We start from the raw sequence: 17040 nt of genomic DNA on the forward strand, positions 1-17040 counted from the left end.
AATTACCGCAGTATCACCGATAATGCACTGAATGGTATATATCAGACAACCAAAGATGGAAAATTTCTGATGGCCAACCCTGCTTTTTTCAGTATGCTGGGCTATGCATCGTTTGAAGAGATGGCAGCATCGATTACCGACATAACACATGAGTTCTATGTGAATCCTGAAGACCGTCAATATGTTAAGCGGATTCTCGAAAAAGAAGACACAATAAGAAAATTTGAAACACAGTTTTATAAAAAAGACAGAAGCAAAATGTGGGTTTCTATAAATATGCGAAATGTCCGTGATGCTGACGGAACATTTCTCTATTATGAAGGCATTGACGAGGATATCACCTTCCGCAAACAAGCCGAAGAAGATCTCAAACAGACCACGGAGAAGCTGAGAAAATCCTTAGCCGGCACCATTCAGGCCATGTCACTCACCGTTGAGACAAGAGACCCCTATACCGCAGGTCACCAAAGGAAGGTATCAAGCCTTGCAAGAACAATCGCCCAGGAGATGGGACTCTCAAAGGATGCCGTCGAAAATATCCGTATGGCAGGCATCATCCATGATATCGGAAAAATATCAGTCCCTGCCGAGATACTGGTAAAACCCGGCAAAATATCTGATATAGAAATGAGTCTCATCAAAGTCCACCCTCAATCAGGTTATGACATACTAAAAGATGTGGAGTTACCATACCCGATAGCCGAAATAGTCCTCCAGCACCATGAGAGATTAGATGGCTCAGGCTATCCACAGGGTTTAAAAGGTGACCAGATCCTCCTCGAAGCTAAGATTGTCTCTGTGGCTGATGTGGTTGAAGCCATAGCCTCCCACCGTCCTTACAGACCTGCAAAAGGAATAGAAGCAGCATTTGAAGAGATAGAGCGGAACAAGGGCACACTGTATGATGCAGAGACGGTGGAGGTGTGCCTTAAATTGTTTCGGGAGAAGGGGTTTAGTTTTGAACCAACGGAATCATAATTTGCTTTGTTTCTACCGTAATAATTATTTTTCCAAATCAACTACCCCGCAGCAAAGCTGCGAGGTATGTAAATGAATTCATATTACCCTGAGAAACCTGGGTTTCTCAGACACTTCCTTGCGGAAACCCCGGAGCAAGCTCCGAGGAATACGAACGATTTAAGCAACTAACGTATTCTTATCCAAATCCCGTCAATCTCTCACCGAGAGACCTTTTTCACCGGTCAGGTCCCCCCGAAAAGAGGCATGCCGCCCCGTAGGGAAGCACCACCCGCGTAGCCGATTGTTACCTTGTCTCCATCGACTATGACCGGGACCTCCATCTTTCCCCCGGAGTAGGCGAGCATTTCCTTCAATTTCTCCGGGTCTTCATTCACGTTGATATAGATGGCCTTATCCCCGTAGGCTGCCCGAGCCTGGTTGCAGAAGGGTCAAGTATCCGTGCCATAAATAATGATTTTATCTGCCACGATGCAGTTCCTCCTTGTAGAGCAACATCATAGGGTATTTTATTACCCTTTGTTGTCGGTTTGATTATCAGCGAACTCCTTGTATTCCTTCAAAAGGAGATAGGCGTACTCTCTACGGGTAACCTCCGACGAAGGGATAAAGTTGTTGTGGGCTTCCAGCTTTTTTATGATCTCTTCGGCGGTCTTTTTATTCGCCTGCTTGCCTTCAGAGTAAAGTTCGGCCATTATCTCGTTCAAACCATTAACAGCAACCTGTGTACCATCAATAAATCTTAGCGTACGCCGACTAACTGCCGGCGCGTCGGGATCGCCTCATGTAATTCACCCTATCACTGGAAAAATAGACATATTCCGTCTCCTCCATTGTTTTTTTACTGCCCGTCTGGCAAGTTATACGCAGTCCCCGACAGGCTCTGTCATTAATATACCAACCATTCGACCGGATAACCAGCTACAATGGCGACGAAAAAGACGTTCGGTGCGAACGCCAGGACCAGTTTCTTTTTGAACATGGAACCAAGTATTATCATCTCAGGAATGCTCGCGCCGGCCCCTCCGTCCACCTCAAGGTTGACAGAGCAACATGACCCTTGATCCGTTTTCTGCACAGTTGTCTTCACTTCCCCGGCAATCACCAGGAAAAATTTGCCGGCAGTGATAAAATTATTCATTTCGAACATATGTTTTATTCCTCCTAAAATTTACTCTTTTCAGCAGGCGAAGCTCTTAGCATACAAAGTGTGCGGGCGCCAAACACCTGTCACGAGGATACCGTTGGTGGCGATCTAAATCCGGTAGATGTGCTCCCGCGTCATCGGTAGCGAATTATTTAGTCCGTTGGTAAAAAGTATCTGATAAAGCCTTATGTCTCCCCATCGGAAGGCCGCTGCGCTGCCGTTCAGAAACATACGCCACATACGGACAAATCCATCGTCGAACATTTCTTTTATCCTTTGCGCGTTCGCCTCGAACCGTTTCCCCCACTCATCGAGGGTTTTGGCGTAATGAAGGCGAAGGTTCTCGACATCAACCGGGACCAACCCCCGTTCGCCCATAGTGCGGATAACACGATCAAGTATGGGTATATAGGTCCCGGGAAAAATATATCTTGTTAGCCAGGGGTCATCCGCGGTGTCGCGCTCTTTACCGATGGTATGCAGAAGACCGATACCGCCCGGTTTCAACAGTTCCCTTGCCTTTTCCATAAATGTAGGGATAAAACCTTTTCCCACATGCTCAAACATGCCGATGGAGACGAACTTATCGAACGGGCCTTTCATGTTACGATAGTCTTCAAGTGAAATGGTAATGTCTTTTTCAAATCCCTCCCTGGCCGCTCTTGCTCTCGCATATTCGGCCTGATGACTGGAAAGGGTACATCCTAAGCCCCTTACCCCGTAATGACGAGCGGCATAGAGAAGCATACCGCCCCACCCGCACCCTATATCTACCAGCGTTTCACCTTCCTTAAGGTGAAGCTTCCTGCAGATATGCTCATACTTTTGCTGCTGTGCCTGTTCGAGGGTATCCTCGTCGCTTCTGAAATAGGCGCAGGAATAGGTCATGCTTTCGTCAAGGTAATACCTATAGAATTCGTTTCCCAGGTCGTAGTGGTGGGCAATGTTTCTTGGCGATCTCCTGATGGTATTGAGGGATTTGATATGTTGCAGAAAAATGGCCATCCTGGTGCTCAGGGAGAGTTTTATATCCTGAAAACGGGGGTCAACGCCGAGACGGACAAACTGCTGGAAATCGCCATCCACATCGATGTTACCGGCAACATATTCTTCCCCGAACCCGAGCTCACCCTTGTTGAAAAAGTGTCTTGCCGCTGTTTTGGTGTTGAATGTAAGCGTAAAAACGGGTATACCATTGCTATACCTTTCTTTTTTCCCGTCCCAAAAACATACTTCAAAGGGGATATTCGGCAGATTATTACTTAATGTCCCCAACAATTCGTTAAGCGTTTTCTTCATAAGTTGCTCCTCAAATAGCAGGATGAGGGATTGTCCCTAATGCTTACAACTATAATAGCAGACTCCCGTCTGTGTTTCTACCGCATAAGGGAAATATTTTCTCTTTATCCATAAGGAAAGATGAACAAGGTTGATCAGCACCGGCACCTCTACAAGGGGACCGATGACGGCGGCGAAGGCCTGACCGGAATTGATCCCGAAAACTGCAACAGCCACGGCAATGGCAAGCTCAAAATTGTTTGATGCGGCGGTAAAGGAGAGGGTGGCAGCCTGTCCGTAATGTGCTTTTGCCTTTACGCTCATGTAAAAGGAAACAAGGAACATGATAACAAAGTAGATTAGTAACGGGATAGCAATCCTTACAACATCGAGGGGTATCTTAACGATATATTCGCCTTTCAGGGAGAACATGACAAGAATGGTAAAGAGAAGGGCAATCAGCGTAATTGGACTAATTTTCGGTATGAACTTCTCGTGATACCATGTTTTGTCTTTTACTTTTATAAGGACAAAACGGGTGATGACCCCGGCGATGAAGGGAATGCCGAGGTAGATGAAAACGCTCTCGGCGATCTGGCCGATGGTAATGTCAACAACCACACCTTTGAGGCCGAGCATGGGCGGCAGGACCGTGATAAAGATATAGGCGTACACGGAAAAGAAAAGGACCTGGAAGATGGAGTTAAATGCAACGAGACCCGCACAATATTCCGTGTCACCTTTTGCAAGGTCGTTCCAGACAATGACCATGGCGATGCAGCGGGCAAGGCCGATCATGATGAGGCCTACCATGTATTCCGGGTAGCCCCTGAGAAAAATTATGGCAAGGATAAACATGAGGACAGGCCCCACCACCCAGTTCTGAACGAGAGAGAGCCCCAAAACCTTATAATTCTTGAAGACTTCCCCCAGCTCCTCATATTTTACCTTGGCGAGCGGCGGATACATCATCAAGATGAGACCAATGGCGATAGGAACATTGGTAGTCCCTGATTGAAACTGATTCCAGAAGTCAACCACCCCAGGAGAGACATAACCCCAGCCCACTCCGACGAACATGGCCAAAAAAATCCATAATGTCAAAAACCTGTCCAGAAACGAAAGCTTCTTACTGATTTGTTCTTCTGCCATCTTTTATATCCTCCTCGCAGAGCTTTTGTTTCTTTATATCCTGTATCCTTTCTTCGTCACGCAGGAATACAGGGAGTTGAGATAGCTGTTGCTTCATAAAGGTAATCTGAGCATCAATCGTACTGTCTAATGACTCTCTCAGGGAATAGTGCATCCATGTCCCTACACGCTTGCTCCTGACCAGGCCTGAATGCTTGAGGTATGCAAGGTGTCTTGATACTTTCGACTGGCTTTCGCCAAAGATTGCCATCAAATCACAGACACAAATTTCACCATGAGTAAGAAGCATGACAACCCTGAGCCTCATGTCTTCCGAAAGCGCTTTATACATCTGAGTCAATTGTTCCATACATATTCTCCATTTATCTTTATAACCGCATATGCGAATATAAAGTTATATAAATCTTGTTTACTGTAATGTCAAGGACAAAGCATACAAAACCAATATACAAATCATGTGATGTTAATATCCCTTGGGCACATCTATAGTTCGACAAAATTGTTGGTATCTATGAATATTATTCGACAACAATGTCGGGTCATATGGATGTCTGTCTGTGGGCTATAGTGTCAGTTATTTGTGCAATAGACTGTAATACCATAAGTATTTTTGATTTTGCTATCCTTCGCAGGTGTGTGGTACGATATTTGCTTAGTTATGTATTATGATTCTTATCAACATAGGATACCGATGCTGAAGAACAGATTTATTATGCTCGTCCCTGCGTTCTTTCTGATTGTAATCCTCTTTGCATCTATGCCCTTAAACTTCGCACACAAGATCGGGAAAGGCTGTATTCTTGATCAGAACAAGTGTATCCTGAAGTGTAACCCCTGTATGTATCATTCGGTAACCTCTCAGAGCGAGACAGACAATCTTGCTATGGTGGGACTCCCATCCACACCTTTCGCCTTCCAATCGTTGCCACCTCTTTTTGGAGAGACCGTCGGTTCGGCTGTAACCATCGTTTCACATCCTTTCTCGGAAGCTCCACCCCTTCGCTGTTAACCTGCAATACTCGAAGTCCACGCCAGTAGTCCATTAGCCCTCAGACGCGAAGCGCCCTGGGGCGGTCAGACTTGCAGACAAGGAGACAAAAGAGTATGAAAAAAGTTAGTTTCGTCGGTATAACTCAACGATGGTTGCATCTGGGACAGCGCCCAGCTATTGCTGAACCGCAAATTTCGACATTGGCTTTTAAGAATATTTTCAGGAGGAAATAAATCATGTGGATTGTTCGACTCGCATTACGCCGGCCCTACACCTTCGTGGTAGCGGCGCTGGTGCTTTTGCTGCTGACACCGTTCGTAATGCTTCGCACGCCAACGGACATTTTTCCGGAGATCAACATCCCGGTTATCGGTGTGGTGTGGACATACAACGGCCTCAATGCACGGGAGATGGAGGAACGCATCCTCTACAACCATGAGCGTGCGATCAGTACCCTGGTCAACGATATCGAGCATATCGAGTCCACCGCCTACAACGGGGTGGGTGTGATTAAGGTGTTCCTGCAGCCGGGCGGCTCGGTCTCAGACGGGGTGGCCCAGATTACTGCCAGCGGGCAGACGGTTTTGCGTTTTCTTCCGCCGGGAATCACACCGCCTTTCATTATTCGTTACAATGCGTCTTCCGTTCCGATCCTCCAGTACAGTATTGCAAGCACAAAATTTTCGGAGCAGGAACTGCAGGACATGGCGATGAACTACGTCAAGATCGGTCTTTCATCCATCCAGGGCGCCTCCGTGCCGTATCCGGCCGGTGGGAAAGCGCGCCTCGTAGCCGTAGATATCGACCTGGCGGCGCTGCAAGCGAAGAACCTGACCTCGCAAGATGTGGTCAATGCCTTCAATGCCCAGAACTTCATCCTCCCCAGCGGCATCACGAAAATAGGAGGTACGGAGTACAACATCTCCATAAACAGCAATGCGGAGACACTTGCGGCGCTCAATGATCTTCCTGTCAAAACGGTGAACGGCGCAGTGATCCGGGTCGGCGATGTTGCGCAGGTGCATGACGGCTATCAGCCACAGCAAAACGTTGTTAGGCTTGACGGCGTCCGCGGCGTGTTGCTTACCGTGCTTAAGAGCGGCGCGGCGTCGACCTTAAGCGTCGTGGATGGCGTGAAGAAGGCTATGCCGCGAATCTTAAGCGGCCTTCCTCCGGAACTGGAGGCCAAGGAATTTGCCGACCAGTCGCTTTTTGTCCGCGCCGCCGTAAATGGCGTGGTCAAAGAGGGCGTGATCGCAGCAGTACTTACGGCGGTAATGATCCTGCTTTTTCTCGGCTCATGGCGAAGCACATTTATCATAGCCCTTTCCATTCCTCTTTCTGTGCTCACATCCCTTGTCCTCTTGAGCGCACTGGGAGAGACCATCAACCTTATGACGCTCGGAGGGCTCGCCCTGGCCGTCGGCATTCTGGTGGACGACGCAACGGTTGAAATCGAGAACATTCACCGCCAGATGGCGCGGGGCAAGCCGAACGTGCAGGCCATCCTCGACGGGGCGCAGGAAATTGCGCTGCCGGCGCTCGTTTCGACATTGTGCATCTGCATTGTCTTCGTGCCTATGTTCTTTCTTACAGGGGTGTCGCGCTATCTCTTCGTGCCTCTGGCCGAAGCGGTCGTCTTTGCGATGCTCGCAAGCTATGTGCTCTCCCGGACACTCATCCCAACCCTGGTCATGTGGTTCTACCGCAATATCGAATATCGGGGCCATGCGGCCGACCCGGGTACAGTCGTGCCGTGGCTGCGCCCCTTTGTGGCGCTGCAGGGTAACTTCGAGAGAGGCTTCACCCGTTTCCGGGAAGGCTATCGCCGAATGCTGGGCACGGTGCTGGCGCATCGAGCCCCCTTTGTAATCCTCTTTCTGGTGTTTTGTGCTGGTACATGGCTTCTCATCCCACAGCTTGGGCAGGACTTCTTCCCTTCGGTTGACGCGGGCCAGTTCCGACTGCACATGCGTGCCCCAGGCGGGACACGGATCGAAGAAACAACACGGTTTGTGGATCGGGTTGAGGCCGTGATCCGGGAAGAAGTCCCCGCCAGGGACGTTGCGGGTATACTCGATAACATAGGCATGCCCTCCGGGGGCATCCCACTCGTCTATATAGATAACGGTCTCACGGGAACTCGCGATGCCGACATCCTCGTTTCCTTAAACCATGGCCACCGGCCCACCGAGAGCTATGTACGCCGCCTGCGTACCCGACTTAACCGCGACTTTCCGGGAGCCACATTCTATTTTCTGCCCGCCGACATCGTAAATCAGACGATCAACTTCGGACTTCCGGCACCCTTCGATATCCAGATCGTCGGCAGAGACCTCGACAAGAGCCGTGTTATCGCAGCAAGCCTCGCTGAAAGAATCCGGCGGGTTCCAGGAGCTGTGGACGTGCGCGTGCAGCAGACTGCCGATCAACCCGAGTTCCGCTTTGCTGTCGACCGGACCAAGGCGTCGCAAATCGGCCTTACCGAGCGCGATGTGGCTACCTCGGTGCTCTTAAGTTTAAGCGGCAGCAGCCAGACACAGCCCAATTACTGGCTAAATCCCAAAAACGGCATCCAATACCCGGTGAGCATCCGGGTGCCCGAGCATCCCATGGACTCTCTGGCCGCACTCAACTCAATCCCGGTGAAAGCCGGTCAGCCCGATAAAAACGTGCCGCAGGTTCTCGCCAATGTCGCAACCGTTGACCGGGCCAGCGCATCGCCCATCTTTTCCCATTACGACGTGATGCCGGTGATCGATGTCTTCGGCGGCGTAAGCGGTCGGGATCTGGGAGGAGTGCTGCGGGACATAAAACCCATAGTCGAGCAGGCAAGAAAGCAATTGCCGAAGGGCAGTTTCATCATGCTGCGCGGACAGGCGGACACAATGAACTCCAGTTTCACCGGGTTGGCCATCGGGCTTGTGCTGGCGGTGGCGTTTATATACCTGCTGCTGGTCGTCTTCTTTCAAAGCTGGCTCGACCCGTTTATCATCATCACCGCCCTTCCCGGCGCTCTGGCGGGTGTGGTGTGGGGACTCTATCTCACGCTTACTACACTAAGCGTTCCTGCCCTGATGGGCGCGATCATGAGCCTTGGGGTCGCAACAGCGAACTCGATTCTGGTGGTGAGTTTTGCGCGAACCCACCTTAAACAGGGTGTCGACCCACTAACCTCGGCCTGGGAGGCCGGTGTTGGCCGTCTGCGCCCGGTGCTTATGACAGCCCTTGCAATGATCATCGGGATGTTCCCCATGGCGCTCGCGCTTGGGGAAGGCGGCGAGCAGAATGCCCCTCTGGGCCGGGCAGTCATCGGAGGTCTGGTGCTTGCTACCTTTGCGACGCTCTTTTTCGTGCCCGTCGTGTTCAGTCTGCTCCATCGGAAGAGGCCGCAAGGCCAGCAAGCCGAGGAGGTTTATTCAGCCGAAATGAACTACCCCGCGGCAAGCCACGGGGCAACCAAAATTAATGAGGTGTTGCCATGAGCTCCAAAAAGGATAAATCCGAAGAACAGCTTAACCAGACAAAAACAGAGACTGGGATCAGCCGCTCACCAGCCAAGTTCTGGCTCACGGCGGCGGTCGTAGCAGTACTGGTAATCATTGGCATCGTGGCCGGTCTCATACCGCGGCTTCACCAGCGCGCCGGGCTGCGCGCTGAGACAAAGGAGTCCTCCGTTCCCACCGTTGCCGTCGTCTCGCCCAAACCGGGCCAATCCGCATCAAACCTGTCCCTGCCCGCTGAAATCAAAGCGCTGGTCGAAACACCGATCTACGCGCGCGCAAACGGGTATCTCAAGCGGCGGCTCGTGGACATCGGCAGTCAAGTCAAGGAAGGGCAACTTCTGGCCGAGATTGACGCACCGGAGCTCAACCAGGAACTCGCGCGCGCCAGGGCCCAGCTCAATCAGGCCGAAGCTGCTCTCGGGCTTTCGAAGGTCACGGCTGACCGGTGGGCTGGTCTCCTGAAAACCGCCAGCGTGAGCGAACAGGAAAATGCCGAGAAGCAGGCCGACTTAAAACTCAAGACAGCCAGCACTGAGTATGCCCGCGCCGAGGCGCGCCGGCTGGAAAAACTCGAATCTTTTACCCGGATAACTGCGCCATTTACCGGCGCCATCACAGCCCGTAATATCGATACAGGCGATCTCATCGTCGCCGGCTCCGGCAAGGAACTCTTCCATCTCGCTCAAACGGGAAATCTTCGTGTGTTTGTTCAGGTTCCCCAGACAATGGCTCGAGGTATCCGGTCTGGCCAAACCGCCGACATGACCGTTTCTGAGCTTCCCGGCCGGACGTTTAAGCCCAGAGTGATCCGCACTGCGGGCGTCATGGCGTCGGACTCAAGAACCCTCCTTGTAGAACTTGAACTCAAGAACCCGAAGGGGGAGATCATGGCGGGAGGTTATGCCCAGGTACGCTTTACTGAGGCAAAAATGGAAGCAGCGCTGACGCTTCCAGCGAACACGGTCCTGTTTCGCCCGGAGGGGCCGCAGGTGGGCATCGTGCAGCCTGACGGTAAGGTTGAGCTACGCACCGTGAAGCTCGGACGCGATTTCGGGCAAACAATTGAAATACTGACAGGCGTGAGCCCCAAGGACCGTGTCATCGTGAACCCCTCAGACTCGCTCGCGACTGGCGCGTTGGTATCCGTTGCCCAAGCTGACAAAAAGGAGAAGAGCCGATGAAGATGACTCAACAGCCCGCTCACCTCGTAGCAAGAATTTGCCGTATCGCCGTTTTCCCGGCGCTGATAATGATGGCAATAGTGTTGGTGATGAACGGTTGCGCGGTCGGCCCGGACTACGTGCGGCCTGATGCCACGACCATCCCCACGGCGTACTCCGGGGTCTCCGATGAGTGGAAGATTGCTGTCCCTCAGGCGCACCTGTCCAAAGGCAACTGGTGGGAAATCTTCGGCGATCCGGAGCTGAATCGTCTGGAAGCTGAGGCCGCCGAGGCCAATCAGGACCTCAAGGCAGCTTACGCGCGCTTCAACCAGGCCCGTGCCGTTGTCGATGTAGCGCGCTCCGGGTTTTTCCCCCGCCTGAGCGCCTCATTTCTGCCTGTGGAGCAGCTCGACTCCCAAAACAGGCCCGTCGGAGGGAGGCCGGGTCAGATCTACGACACTTTCACGGTACCTTTTGACTTGAGCTATGAGTTTGATCTCTGGGGGCGGGTACGGCGCACTGTCGAATCCGCGACGGCTCAAATGCAAGCCAGTGCGGACGATGTCGAATCGGTAAGGCTTGCCATGCAGGCAGAAGTGGCAGCCGACTATTTCGCGATCCGCGCCCTGGATGCAGACAAGGCCCTGCTCCTCTCGAGCATCAAAGTCTTCCGCAAATCGTTCGAACTGGTGCGTAACCGAAGAGCGGACGGCATGGTCTCTGACCTGGATGTGGCGCAGGCAGAAACCGTCCTTGAGAACACAGAAGCTCAATTGCCCGACAATGCGCTGCAGCGGGCAAAATTCGAGCACGCGCTGGCCGTGCTGGCCGGGAGGAATGCATCACTTTTCCGCGTGCCGGAGCGCCCGCTCACGATGGCTCCTCTTGTCGTTCCGCCTGCCTTGCCCTCGGAGCTGCTTGAGCGGAGGCCCGATATCGCCGCCGCCGAGCGCCGTATGGCCGCAGCTAACGCCAACGTAGGCGTGGCCACGGCAGCGTTTTACCCAACCGTTAAGCTCAGCGCATCAGCCGGATTCCAAACCGGAGATCTGAATGCAAATAGAAATGCGAGCAATCTGTTTGTGTGGCCGAGCAACTTCTGGGCCGTCGGCCCATCCGTGACGCTGCCATTGTTCCAGGGAGGGCAGCTCATCGCCGGCCTTAACCAGGCAAAAGCTGTCTACGAGGAAACGGTGGCCCGTTATCGCCAAACCGTGCTCACCGCTTTTGCGGACGTGGAAAACAACCTCGCGGCCGAGTATCTGCTGGCCAGGCAGTATGAGAAGGTAATGACAGCGGCAAAGGCGGGGCTCAAACAACTGGAAATCGCCAATAATCGCTATGAAGCAGGCCTCGTGACGTATCTTGACGTAGCAATAGCCGAGAATACCTCGCTCGGGATCGAACGGTCCGCCACTCGCCTGCGCGGCCAACAACTGGTGGCAGTCGTATCCCTGATCAAATCACTCGGCGGCGGCTGGCAACAGGCAAATAAAGATGGTGGAGGATCTTAATGCGGCTCCAGTTCAACGGCCCCAAGCTGCCAATTGTGATCCCCGTATCCCTGCAGCCTTGTCTGGCGGGTCTGGTTTTCTTGCTGTTTATGACCCGCCTGCCGGTGGGGGTGCTACCGTGATGATCGGTATTCTGGTCGTCGTGGCAGCTACCGTGAAATGAGGGCGTTCTCCTCATCGCCTTTGCCGAGACCCTGCGGAAGGAAGAGGTACTTTATGGATAAGATGTATGAGGGTATGGAAGGCATTAGAAAGATACACCATTTTGTTTATTGTGGTATTTATGAGAGGGATACATAATGAAAAAATACGGGCTCACAACGTACACAAAAAAGGAGAAACCATGAAAAAGTTATTTGTTATTATCACAGTGCTTTCAATTGTAACCCTTGGTTTGACCGCTGAATCTTTTGCCCAAAAAGGCGCCATGAAGTGGCAGGGCAGTGGCGGCTGGGGTCCAGGAACACCATACAACAGGATGTATGATCCTACAAAGGTAGAGACACTCTCCGGAACGGTTGAAGCAATCACTCAGGTTTTACCTATGAAGGGAATGCGCTCAGCAGTGGCGCTTACCTTGAAAACCGACAAAGAGACCATTTCAGTTCACCTCGGTCCGGATTGGTATATAAGTCGGCTTGATACAAAGATCGAGAAGGGCGATACCATTGAGGTAAAAGGTTCACGGGTAACATTTGCAGACAAACCCGCCATCATCGCATCGGAAGTAAAGAAAGGCGACAATATTCTGGTCTTGAGGGATAGCACCGGCATACCCGTATGGGCAGGATGGCGGCGGTAATGTATTCGCCACAAACCCCGCCTTTTGAGCCTGGGCGGGGTTTTCCCCTCTCGCCGAGGTTATAATGAGCTTTATGAGAAGAGATAATGTCCCTGGAATCATCAGAGAAATATGGCCGGCACTGGTCGTGTTGCTGGGTACGCTTATCATTTCCTTCTTTGCCGAACGTATAGGATTTCTTGAAGTGAAGAAAGAGTTGTGGAAAATACTCCTTCGCTTCTTTCGTTTTACATTCGTTCTGTCCCTTCCTATCCTCCTTCTCCCATGGGTATCTTCCATGATGCGCGGTGTTTTGCATCGCAGCAACAGACAGTTGATCCAGATTCAGGAAGAGCGGGCAGACATGGTAGACCGTTTCAACAGTTGGTTTATAAGGCCACTTCAAGGCATCGGGCTCCTGATGCTTATAGCCACCAAGTTTTTGATCTTTTTACAGGTATATACTGGTACGCCCGCCGATTCTTCTCTTGTTCTTCCGCCAATAGGGTTTAGTTTCGGGCGATTTTTTGTTGTTAGTTTTCTTACTATAATCACCTCGCTACTTCTCTCTTTTCTCTGGTCTCTGGATGATCTGGGAATCCGCCATATCAACCGAAAAACAGGAGAAATCAGGATGATAGGAAAGTACCTTGGTGTGCTTCTCCCTGTGCTTTTTGGTTTTTACGGCTTTATCAACCTTTTCGAGGTACACGAACTTCAAACGGCCGTCATGTATGTTGCTCAGATGGTTATGATCCTGTATCCTTCTTTTGTGATCTTTGCCGTGCTTCATTATCACTATATCCGGAGGCACGAAAAGATGTTATTGAAAAGACTGAAGGTAGTGCCACGAACTATCATGACTGACGAGAGACAATTGCCATGAGAGACAAAGCATCTGTCGCCCTGAATGCTGCAGAAGAGATATATGAAATAAAGCAAATGCTTGCCGGACAACGATTTGGATATGTCCTGATTGAGTCAAGTTTTGAAACAGGGTTTACGATAATCCCGAAAAGGAGGTAACAATGGATGACAAAGATATTTTGATTGATGCGCTCAAGTTTCATGGTCACAAGTGCTGGGCAAGTGTGGCAGGCGTGCGCATCGGATTGGCAGCACTACGGACATTGAATGTAAAACGCTCCGGCGGCACACAGCTTTACGGCATTGTGGAGATCGGCGAAGACCACGGCGGAATGTGTTTTGGTGATGGTGTGCAATATGTAACCGGTTGTACCTTCGGCAAAGGTAATATCCGCAAGGAGCCTTATGGTAAGCTTGCATTCACGCTGATCGATAAGGCTACAAACCGTTCCGCCCGCGTAAGCTACAAACCGACATTACAAAAGCAGATTGCCGAATCGGCTTTTATGCGGAAGCGAGGCATGGGCATCATGCCCGATGAAATCCCCATCGAAGAGCAGATGGAATTGGTGAACCTCGTCTGGGATGCACCGGAAGCAGACATACTTATCACCGGCGAAGTAATCAGCTACAAAGGCGAATGGTTTCCGGAGATTATGGGTTTTACGCCGTGTGCCGGCTGCGGCGAATTGACGGCTCATGCATATCTGCGCGTGATTGGCACCAGGCATGTCTGCATACCCTGCTCGGGTTACGACCGGTAGAGGTTAATACGTTTCAGGAGGTACGAAATGAAAGATCTTAATGAGTATTATGATGTTGCACTTAAGTTTCACGGGCACAAATGTCCGGCCATGCCCATGGGTCTCAGGGCTGGGCTTGCCGCTATGACGGCACTTGGTGTTGAACGTGCAAAAGACAAAGAGCTTGTTGTAGAATCTGAGACTGGTGAAGGCCATGCGGCAGGGTGCTTTCTCGATGGTGTGATGGTCGCTACGGGAGCTACCTATGGCAAGGGGAATATAAAGAAACTTTTCTACAACAAGATGGCATTTACCTTGATCGACGTAAAGACCGGGAGGGCAGTGCGGGTCTCTCTCAAGCCCGAGTTCTTTGAGAAGGCCCTCCAATCACCCTTTGTGCAGAAACGGAAGGAAGGGGTCGCTCCTCAGGATATCCCCGCAGAAATAACCGATCCTCAGGTTGAAAGGGTAATGGGCCTGCCGGAAGCAGGGTTTCTTTCTATCGGTGAGATTTTCCAGAGGGATCTGAAGAAGGGTGCCCCGAGTTTCGAGGTGAAACGCTGTTCGCGTTGCGGTGAGGCAACCTTCACAAATAAGCTTGCGGAGGTCCCTGACGGCAGGCTCCTCTGCGTCCCCTGTATAGAGGAAGAAAAAAAGGCCTAAAAGGAAGAAACCAGCCATGTGCTGAAAAGGGGCGGGAGAAAATCCCTGCCCTCGCGGAAGGCATTAATATGGAAATGACAACCATTCTGCTTGCGTCTCTCCTCGTCTTTCTCTTTACAACGGTGCTCACTGTCGCCGGGGTGGGAGCAGCCTTTATCATTATCCCAACATTCTACTGGCTCGGTGTTACCCTTACCGAGGCGATGGCCATAGCCCTTCTTTTGAACGCTATCAGCATGAGCTTCGCTTCTGTCAACTACATACGGTACAGGTTGGTGAACTTCAAAACCGCCATACCGATCATCGTTCTTGCTGTATTTTTCTCACCCCTCGGGGCCTACTCGACAAGGTATTTTTCTAAGAATGCGCTCATTCTCATCTTCGTTTTCTTTCTTGTGTTTGCAGGTTCGATGATGCTTTTTTACTCACCGAAAAAGAAAAGCGAAATAAATGGATCGTCAGGCAAGGAATTGAAAACAGGCGTTGGTCTCGGCATCGGTGCAGGATATCTCGGAGGGCTGCTCGGAGTAGGGGGAGGTAATTTCATTGTTCCTGCCCTCATATGGCTCGGCTTCGACCCGAAGAACGCCTCGGCGACAACTGCCTTCATCGTTGTCTTCGCATCGTTGAGCGGATTCTTCGGTCACGCAGCCCTTGGCAACATCAACTGGAATCTTCTGGCCTTCTCTGCAATCGGTTCAATAGCAGGCGCTATTGTCGGTTCATGGCTCATGCACAGAAAACTCGAGGCGAAGCAGGTGAAACGGATCATCGGAATAGCGCTCTATGCGATTGCTGCAAAAATGTTGTGGAGTTTACTGTGAGTATGAGTGGAGAAAAACGTCTTGCCGTCACCTTCCTCGTAACGGTTCTTATCTTGGCAGGCACAGATTCTTATCGTCGGGGTCGGCGGGGCAAAAAGGTATTTTCCCGCAACTGACCGGGCCGATATAGAATAAACTTGACAGACTTTTAATATTCTTTACAATAAAGGATGTAACTACTAAGGTAGGAAGGCTGAAGGGGAAAAAGGCAGTGAATAGCGAACAGTAAACAGTAAAACAGGAAGATAAAAATGGAAGATAAGATAAAGAATTTCAAGAATTTGAAGATATGGCAAAAGAGTCTTGTCCCCGAACGGGGGAATGACAACGAGCTTGATAAAATGTCTTTAACTATTCACTATTTACTAACGACTATTCACTGAACAAGGAGGATAAAGAATGACTGAACAGGAAAAGAGTGGTAGTCCGGAATTTATGTACCTGCCTCTGGAAAACATTATCGTGGAAGAACAGATTCGCTCAGGAATAGATACGGAGAGTGAGTCCTTCAAGGCCCTTATGGAATCGATTAAAGACCGGGGCGTATTAGAACCCATTATTGTGACACCTAAGGGCGATAAGTACCTTCTCATTTGCGGGGAGAGACGGTATCAGACTGCACAGAAGCTGGGACTGGCATCCATCCCGGCACTTATCGTCAACGCGATTACTCAGAAGGATGAAATACTTGCCTTCCAACTGACGGAAAATCTCCAGAGGGAAGACTTGAATCCCATTGATCAGGCAAAGGGCATATTGGCATACATTCAGGCAAGACATCCCGATAAAAATTATGATGTGGACGGGGCAATGAGTGACCTGGTGAACTACGACCGATCTCCTGACTACCTATCCGGGGAAGTTTCCGAAACGTTTTCGGAAACTGCTCAAATCGCTGGAAAGACAGCAAGGACGCTGTTTAACGGGCTATCGCTTTTAAAACTTCCTCCTGCGATTCAGGCAGAAATCCGGGCAGGAACACTCCCTGTTTCCCAGGGGTATCTCTTTGCCGCGAACCTCGAATGTCCCGATCTTGAGAAGATATTTCAGGACATTATGAAGACACCCGTGACCTATCTCGCACTTGAGAAATTGCTTACAGCATGGAAGAAACCCAAACCAAACCCGGGCGTCATAAAGCTCCCGTCCATGACGAAGCAGGTTGCCGTCTTACGATCCGTAGAGTCACACATTGAGATGGGCGCCAAAAAATATACAAAACCTGACCTTCAGGCGCTTCTTGATGAGCTGCATGTTTTCTGTGCTTTAGTGGAACTGCGGATACCGATAGCCCCGGAACCTGCTCCGGAGAAGAAAAAGCCCCCTCAGGTGTGAGCAGGCGAGAAGAACCGAACCGGCGAGACGGCGTATCGGCGCCTGTCCACCAAGACGCTTGCTGTGAAGGTGGGAAACGGTGATGAAGGCAGTGAATA

19 protein-coding genes are annotated in these 17040 nt (G+C 51.0%); 13 read left to right on the plus strand and 6 right to left on the minus strand.

Annotated elements, in window-relative coordinates; translation table 11 throughout:
- Positions 1-978 (plus strand): HD domain-containing protein (locus tag NTX75_14795; GenBank protein ID MCX5817483.1); only part of this gene is annotated, 978 nt, incomplete at its 5' end.
- Positions 979-1202: 224 nt separating this feature from the next.
- Here NTX75_14795 and NTX75_14800 read toward each other — a convergent pair.
- The 6 genes from NTX75_14800 to NTX75_14825 all read right to left on the minus strand — a co-directional run bounded on the left by NTX75_14800 (position 1203) and on the right by NTX75_14825 (position 4904).
- Positions 1203-1448: a UXX-star (seleno)protein family 1 gene (locus NTX75_14800; GenBank protein MCX5817484.1), complete on the minus strand. Its 246-nt coding sequence runs from the start codon at positions 1446-1448 to the stop codon at positions 1203-1205.
- A gap of 42 nt (positions 1449-1490) precedes the next feature.
- On the minus strand, positions 1491-1685 hold the full coding sequence (locus NTX75_14805) for a hypothetical protein (GenBank protein MCX5817485.1): 195 nt from the start codon (positions 1683-1685) through the stop codon (positions 1491-1493).
- A 182-nt stretch (positions 1686-1867) separates the two neighbouring features.
- Positions 1868-2128 (minus strand): hypothetical protein, encoded by a 261-nt coding sequence (locus NTX75_14810; protein ID MCX5817486.1) that lies wholly within the window; start codon positions 2126-2128, stop codon positions 1868-1870.
- Between the two features lie 105 nt (positions 2129-2233).
- Positions 2234-3424, minus strand: coding sequence for a cyclopropane-fatty-acyl-phospholipid synthase (locus NTX75_14815; protein ID MCX5817487.1), 1191 nt, complete (start codon positions 3422-3424; stop codon positions 2234-2236).
- 36 nt (positions 3425-3460) lie between these two features.
- Entirely contained in the window at positions 3461-4555 is a 1095-nt protein-coding gene (arsB, locus tag NTX75_14820) for an ACR3 family arsenite efflux transporter (GenBank protein MCX5817488.1), read from the minus strand.
- The gene (locus NTX75_14825) at positions 4533-4904 is read right to left on the minus strand and encodes a metalloregulator ArsR/SmtB family transcription factor (protein ID MCX5817489.1); all 372 of its coding nucleotides are present in this window, start codon (positions 4902-4904) and stop codon (positions 4533-4535) included. Before NTX75_14825 ends, arsB begins: the two co-directional genes overlap by 23 nt.
- 342 nt (positions 4905-5246) lie before the next feature.
- On the opposite strand from NTX75_14825, the gene NTX75_14830 reads away from it, so the two are divergent.
- From NTX75_14830 to NTX75_14885, 12 genes are all read left to right on the plus strand, one after another.
- Positions 5247-5564, plus strand: coding sequence for a hypothetical protein (locus NTX75_14830; GenBank protein MCX5817490.1), 318 nt, complete (start codon positions 5247-5249; stop codon positions 5562-5564).
- Between the two features lie 218 nt (positions 5565-5782).
- Positions 5783-9031: an efflux RND transporter permease subunit gene (locus tag NTX75_14835; GenBank protein ID MCX5817491.1), complete on the plus strand. Its 3249-nt coding sequence runs from the start codon at positions 5783-5785 to the stop codon at positions 9029-9031.
- The gene (locus NTX75_14840; protein MCX5817492.1) at positions 9028-10233 is read left to right on the plus strand and encodes an efflux RND transporter periplasmic adaptor subunit; all 1206 of its coding nucleotides are present in this window, start codon (positions 9028-9030) and stop codon (positions 10231-10233) included. The genes NTX75_14835 and NTX75_14840 overlap by 4 nt, the downstream gene beginning before the upstream one ends.
- A complete protein-coding gene (locus NTX75_14845) occupies positions 10230-11729 on the plus strand; it encodes an efflux transporter outer membrane subunit (protein MCX5817493.1) in 1500 nt (499 codons plus the stop codon). Before NTX75_14840 ends, NTX75_14845 begins: the two co-directional genes overlap by 4 nt.
- A complete protein-coding gene (locus NTX75_14850) occupies positions 11713-11892 on the plus strand; it encodes a hypothetical protein (GenBank protein ID MCX5817494.1) in 180 nt (59 codons plus the stop codon). Before NTX75_14845 ends, NTX75_14850 begins: the two co-directional genes overlap by 17 nt.
- Before the next feature lie 180 nt (positions 11893-12072).
- Entirely contained in the window at positions 12073-12531 is a 459-nt protein-coding gene (locus NTX75_14855) for a DNA-binding protein (protein ID MCX5817495.1), read from the plus strand.
- A gap of 64 nt (positions 12532-12595) precedes the next feature.
- The gene (locus NTX75_14860; protein MCX5817496.1) at positions 12596-13396 is read left to right on the plus strand and encodes a hypothetical protein; all 801 of its coding nucleotides are present in this window, start codon (positions 12596-12598) and stop codon (positions 13394-13396) included.
- On the plus strand, positions 13393-13536 hold the full coding sequence (locus NTX75_14865; GenBank protein ID MCX5817497.1) for a hypothetical protein: 144 nt from the start codon (positions 13393-13395) through the stop codon (positions 13534-13536). Before NTX75_14860 ends, NTX75_14865 begins: the two co-directional genes overlap by 4 nt.
- A gap of 20 nt (positions 13537-13556) precedes the next feature.
- Entirely contained in the window at positions 13557-14141 is a 585-nt protein-coding gene (locus NTX75_14870) for an FmdE family protein (protein MCX5817498.1), read from the plus strand.
- Positions 14142-14168: 27 nt separating this feature from the next.
- A complete protein-coding gene (locus tag NTX75_14875; GenBank protein ID MCX5817499.1) occupies positions 14169-14783 on the plus strand; it encodes an FmdE family protein in 615 nt (204 codons plus the stop codon).
- 68 nt (positions 14784-14851) lie between these two features.
- Complete coding sequence (locus tag NTX75_14880; protein ID MCX5817500.1) at positions 14852-15607, plus strand: sulfite exporter TauE/SafE family protein; 756 nt, start codon at positions 14852-14854, stop codon at positions 15605-15607.
- Between the two features lie 399 nt (positions 15608-16006).
- A complete protein-coding gene (locus NTX75_14885) occupies positions 16007-16942 on the plus strand; it encodes a ParB/RepB/Spo0J family partition protein (protein MCX5817501.1) in 936 nt (311 codons plus the stop codon).
- Positions 16943-17040: the final 98 nt, after the last annotated feature.

The organism is Pseudomonadota bacterium, assembly GCA_026388315.1.
Classification (GTDB): domain Bacteria; phylum Desulfobacterota; class Syntrophorhabdia; order Syntrophorhabdales; family Syntrophorhabdaceae; genus MWEV01.

Coding starts and splice junctions, on each gene's coding strand:
- NTX75_14810 (MCX5817486.1), bottom strand. CDS start 2,128: ATGTTCGAAATGAATAATTTTATCACTGCCGGCAAATTTTTCCTGGTG.
- NTX75_14815 (MCX5817487.1), bottom strand. CDS start 3,424: ATGAAGAAAACGCTTAACGAATTGTTGGGGACATTAAGTAATAATCTG.
- arsB (MCX5817488.1), bottom strand. CDS start 4,555: ATGGCAGAAGAACAAATCAGTAAGAAGCTTTCGTTTCTGGACAGGTTT.
- NTX75_14825 (MCX5817489.1), bottom strand. CDS start 4,904: ATGGAACAATTGACTCAGATGTATAAAGCGCTTTCGGAAGACATGAGG.
- NTX75_14830 (MCX5817490.1), top strand. CDS start 5,247: ATGCTGAAGAACAGATTTATTATGCTCGTCCCTGCGTTCTTTCTGATT.
- NTX75_14835 (MCX5817491.1), top strand. CDS start 5,783: ATGTGGATTGTTCGACTCGCATTACGCCGGCCCTACACCTTCGTGGTA.
- NTX75_14840 (MCX5817492.1), top strand. CDS start 9,028: ATGAGCTCCAAAAAGGATAAATCCGAAGAACAGCTTAACCAGACAAAA.
- NTX75_14845 (MCX5817493.1), top strand. CDS start 10,230: ATGAAGATGACTCAACAGCCCGCTCACCTCGTAGCAAGAATTTGCCGT.
- NTX75_14850 (MCX5817494.1), top strand. CDS start 11,713: ATGGTGGAGGATCTTAATGCGGCTCCAGTTCAACGGCCCCAAGCTGCC.
- NTX75_14855 (MCX5817495.1), top strand. CDS start 12,073: ATGAAAAAGTTATTTGTTATTATCACAGTGCTTTCAATTGTAACCCTT.
- NTX75_14860 (MCX5817496.1), top strand. CDS start 12,596: ATGAGCTTTATGAGAAGAGATAATGTCCCTGGAATCATCAGAGAAATA.
- NTX75_14865 (MCX5817497.1), top strand. CDS start 13,393: ATGAGAGACAAAGCATCTGTCGCCCTGAATGCTGCAGAAGAGATATAT.
- NTX75_14875 (MCX5817499.1), top strand. CDS start 14,169: ATGAAAGATCTTAATGAGTATTATGATGTTGCACTTAAGTTTCACGGG.
- NTX75_14880 (MCX5817500.1), top strand. CDS start 14,852: ATGGAAATGACAACCATTCTGCTTGCGTCTCTCCTCGTCTTTCTCTTT.
- NTX75_14885 (MCX5817501.1), top strand. CDS start 16,007: ATGACTGAACAGGAAAAGAGTGGTAGTCCGGAATTTATGTACCTGCCT.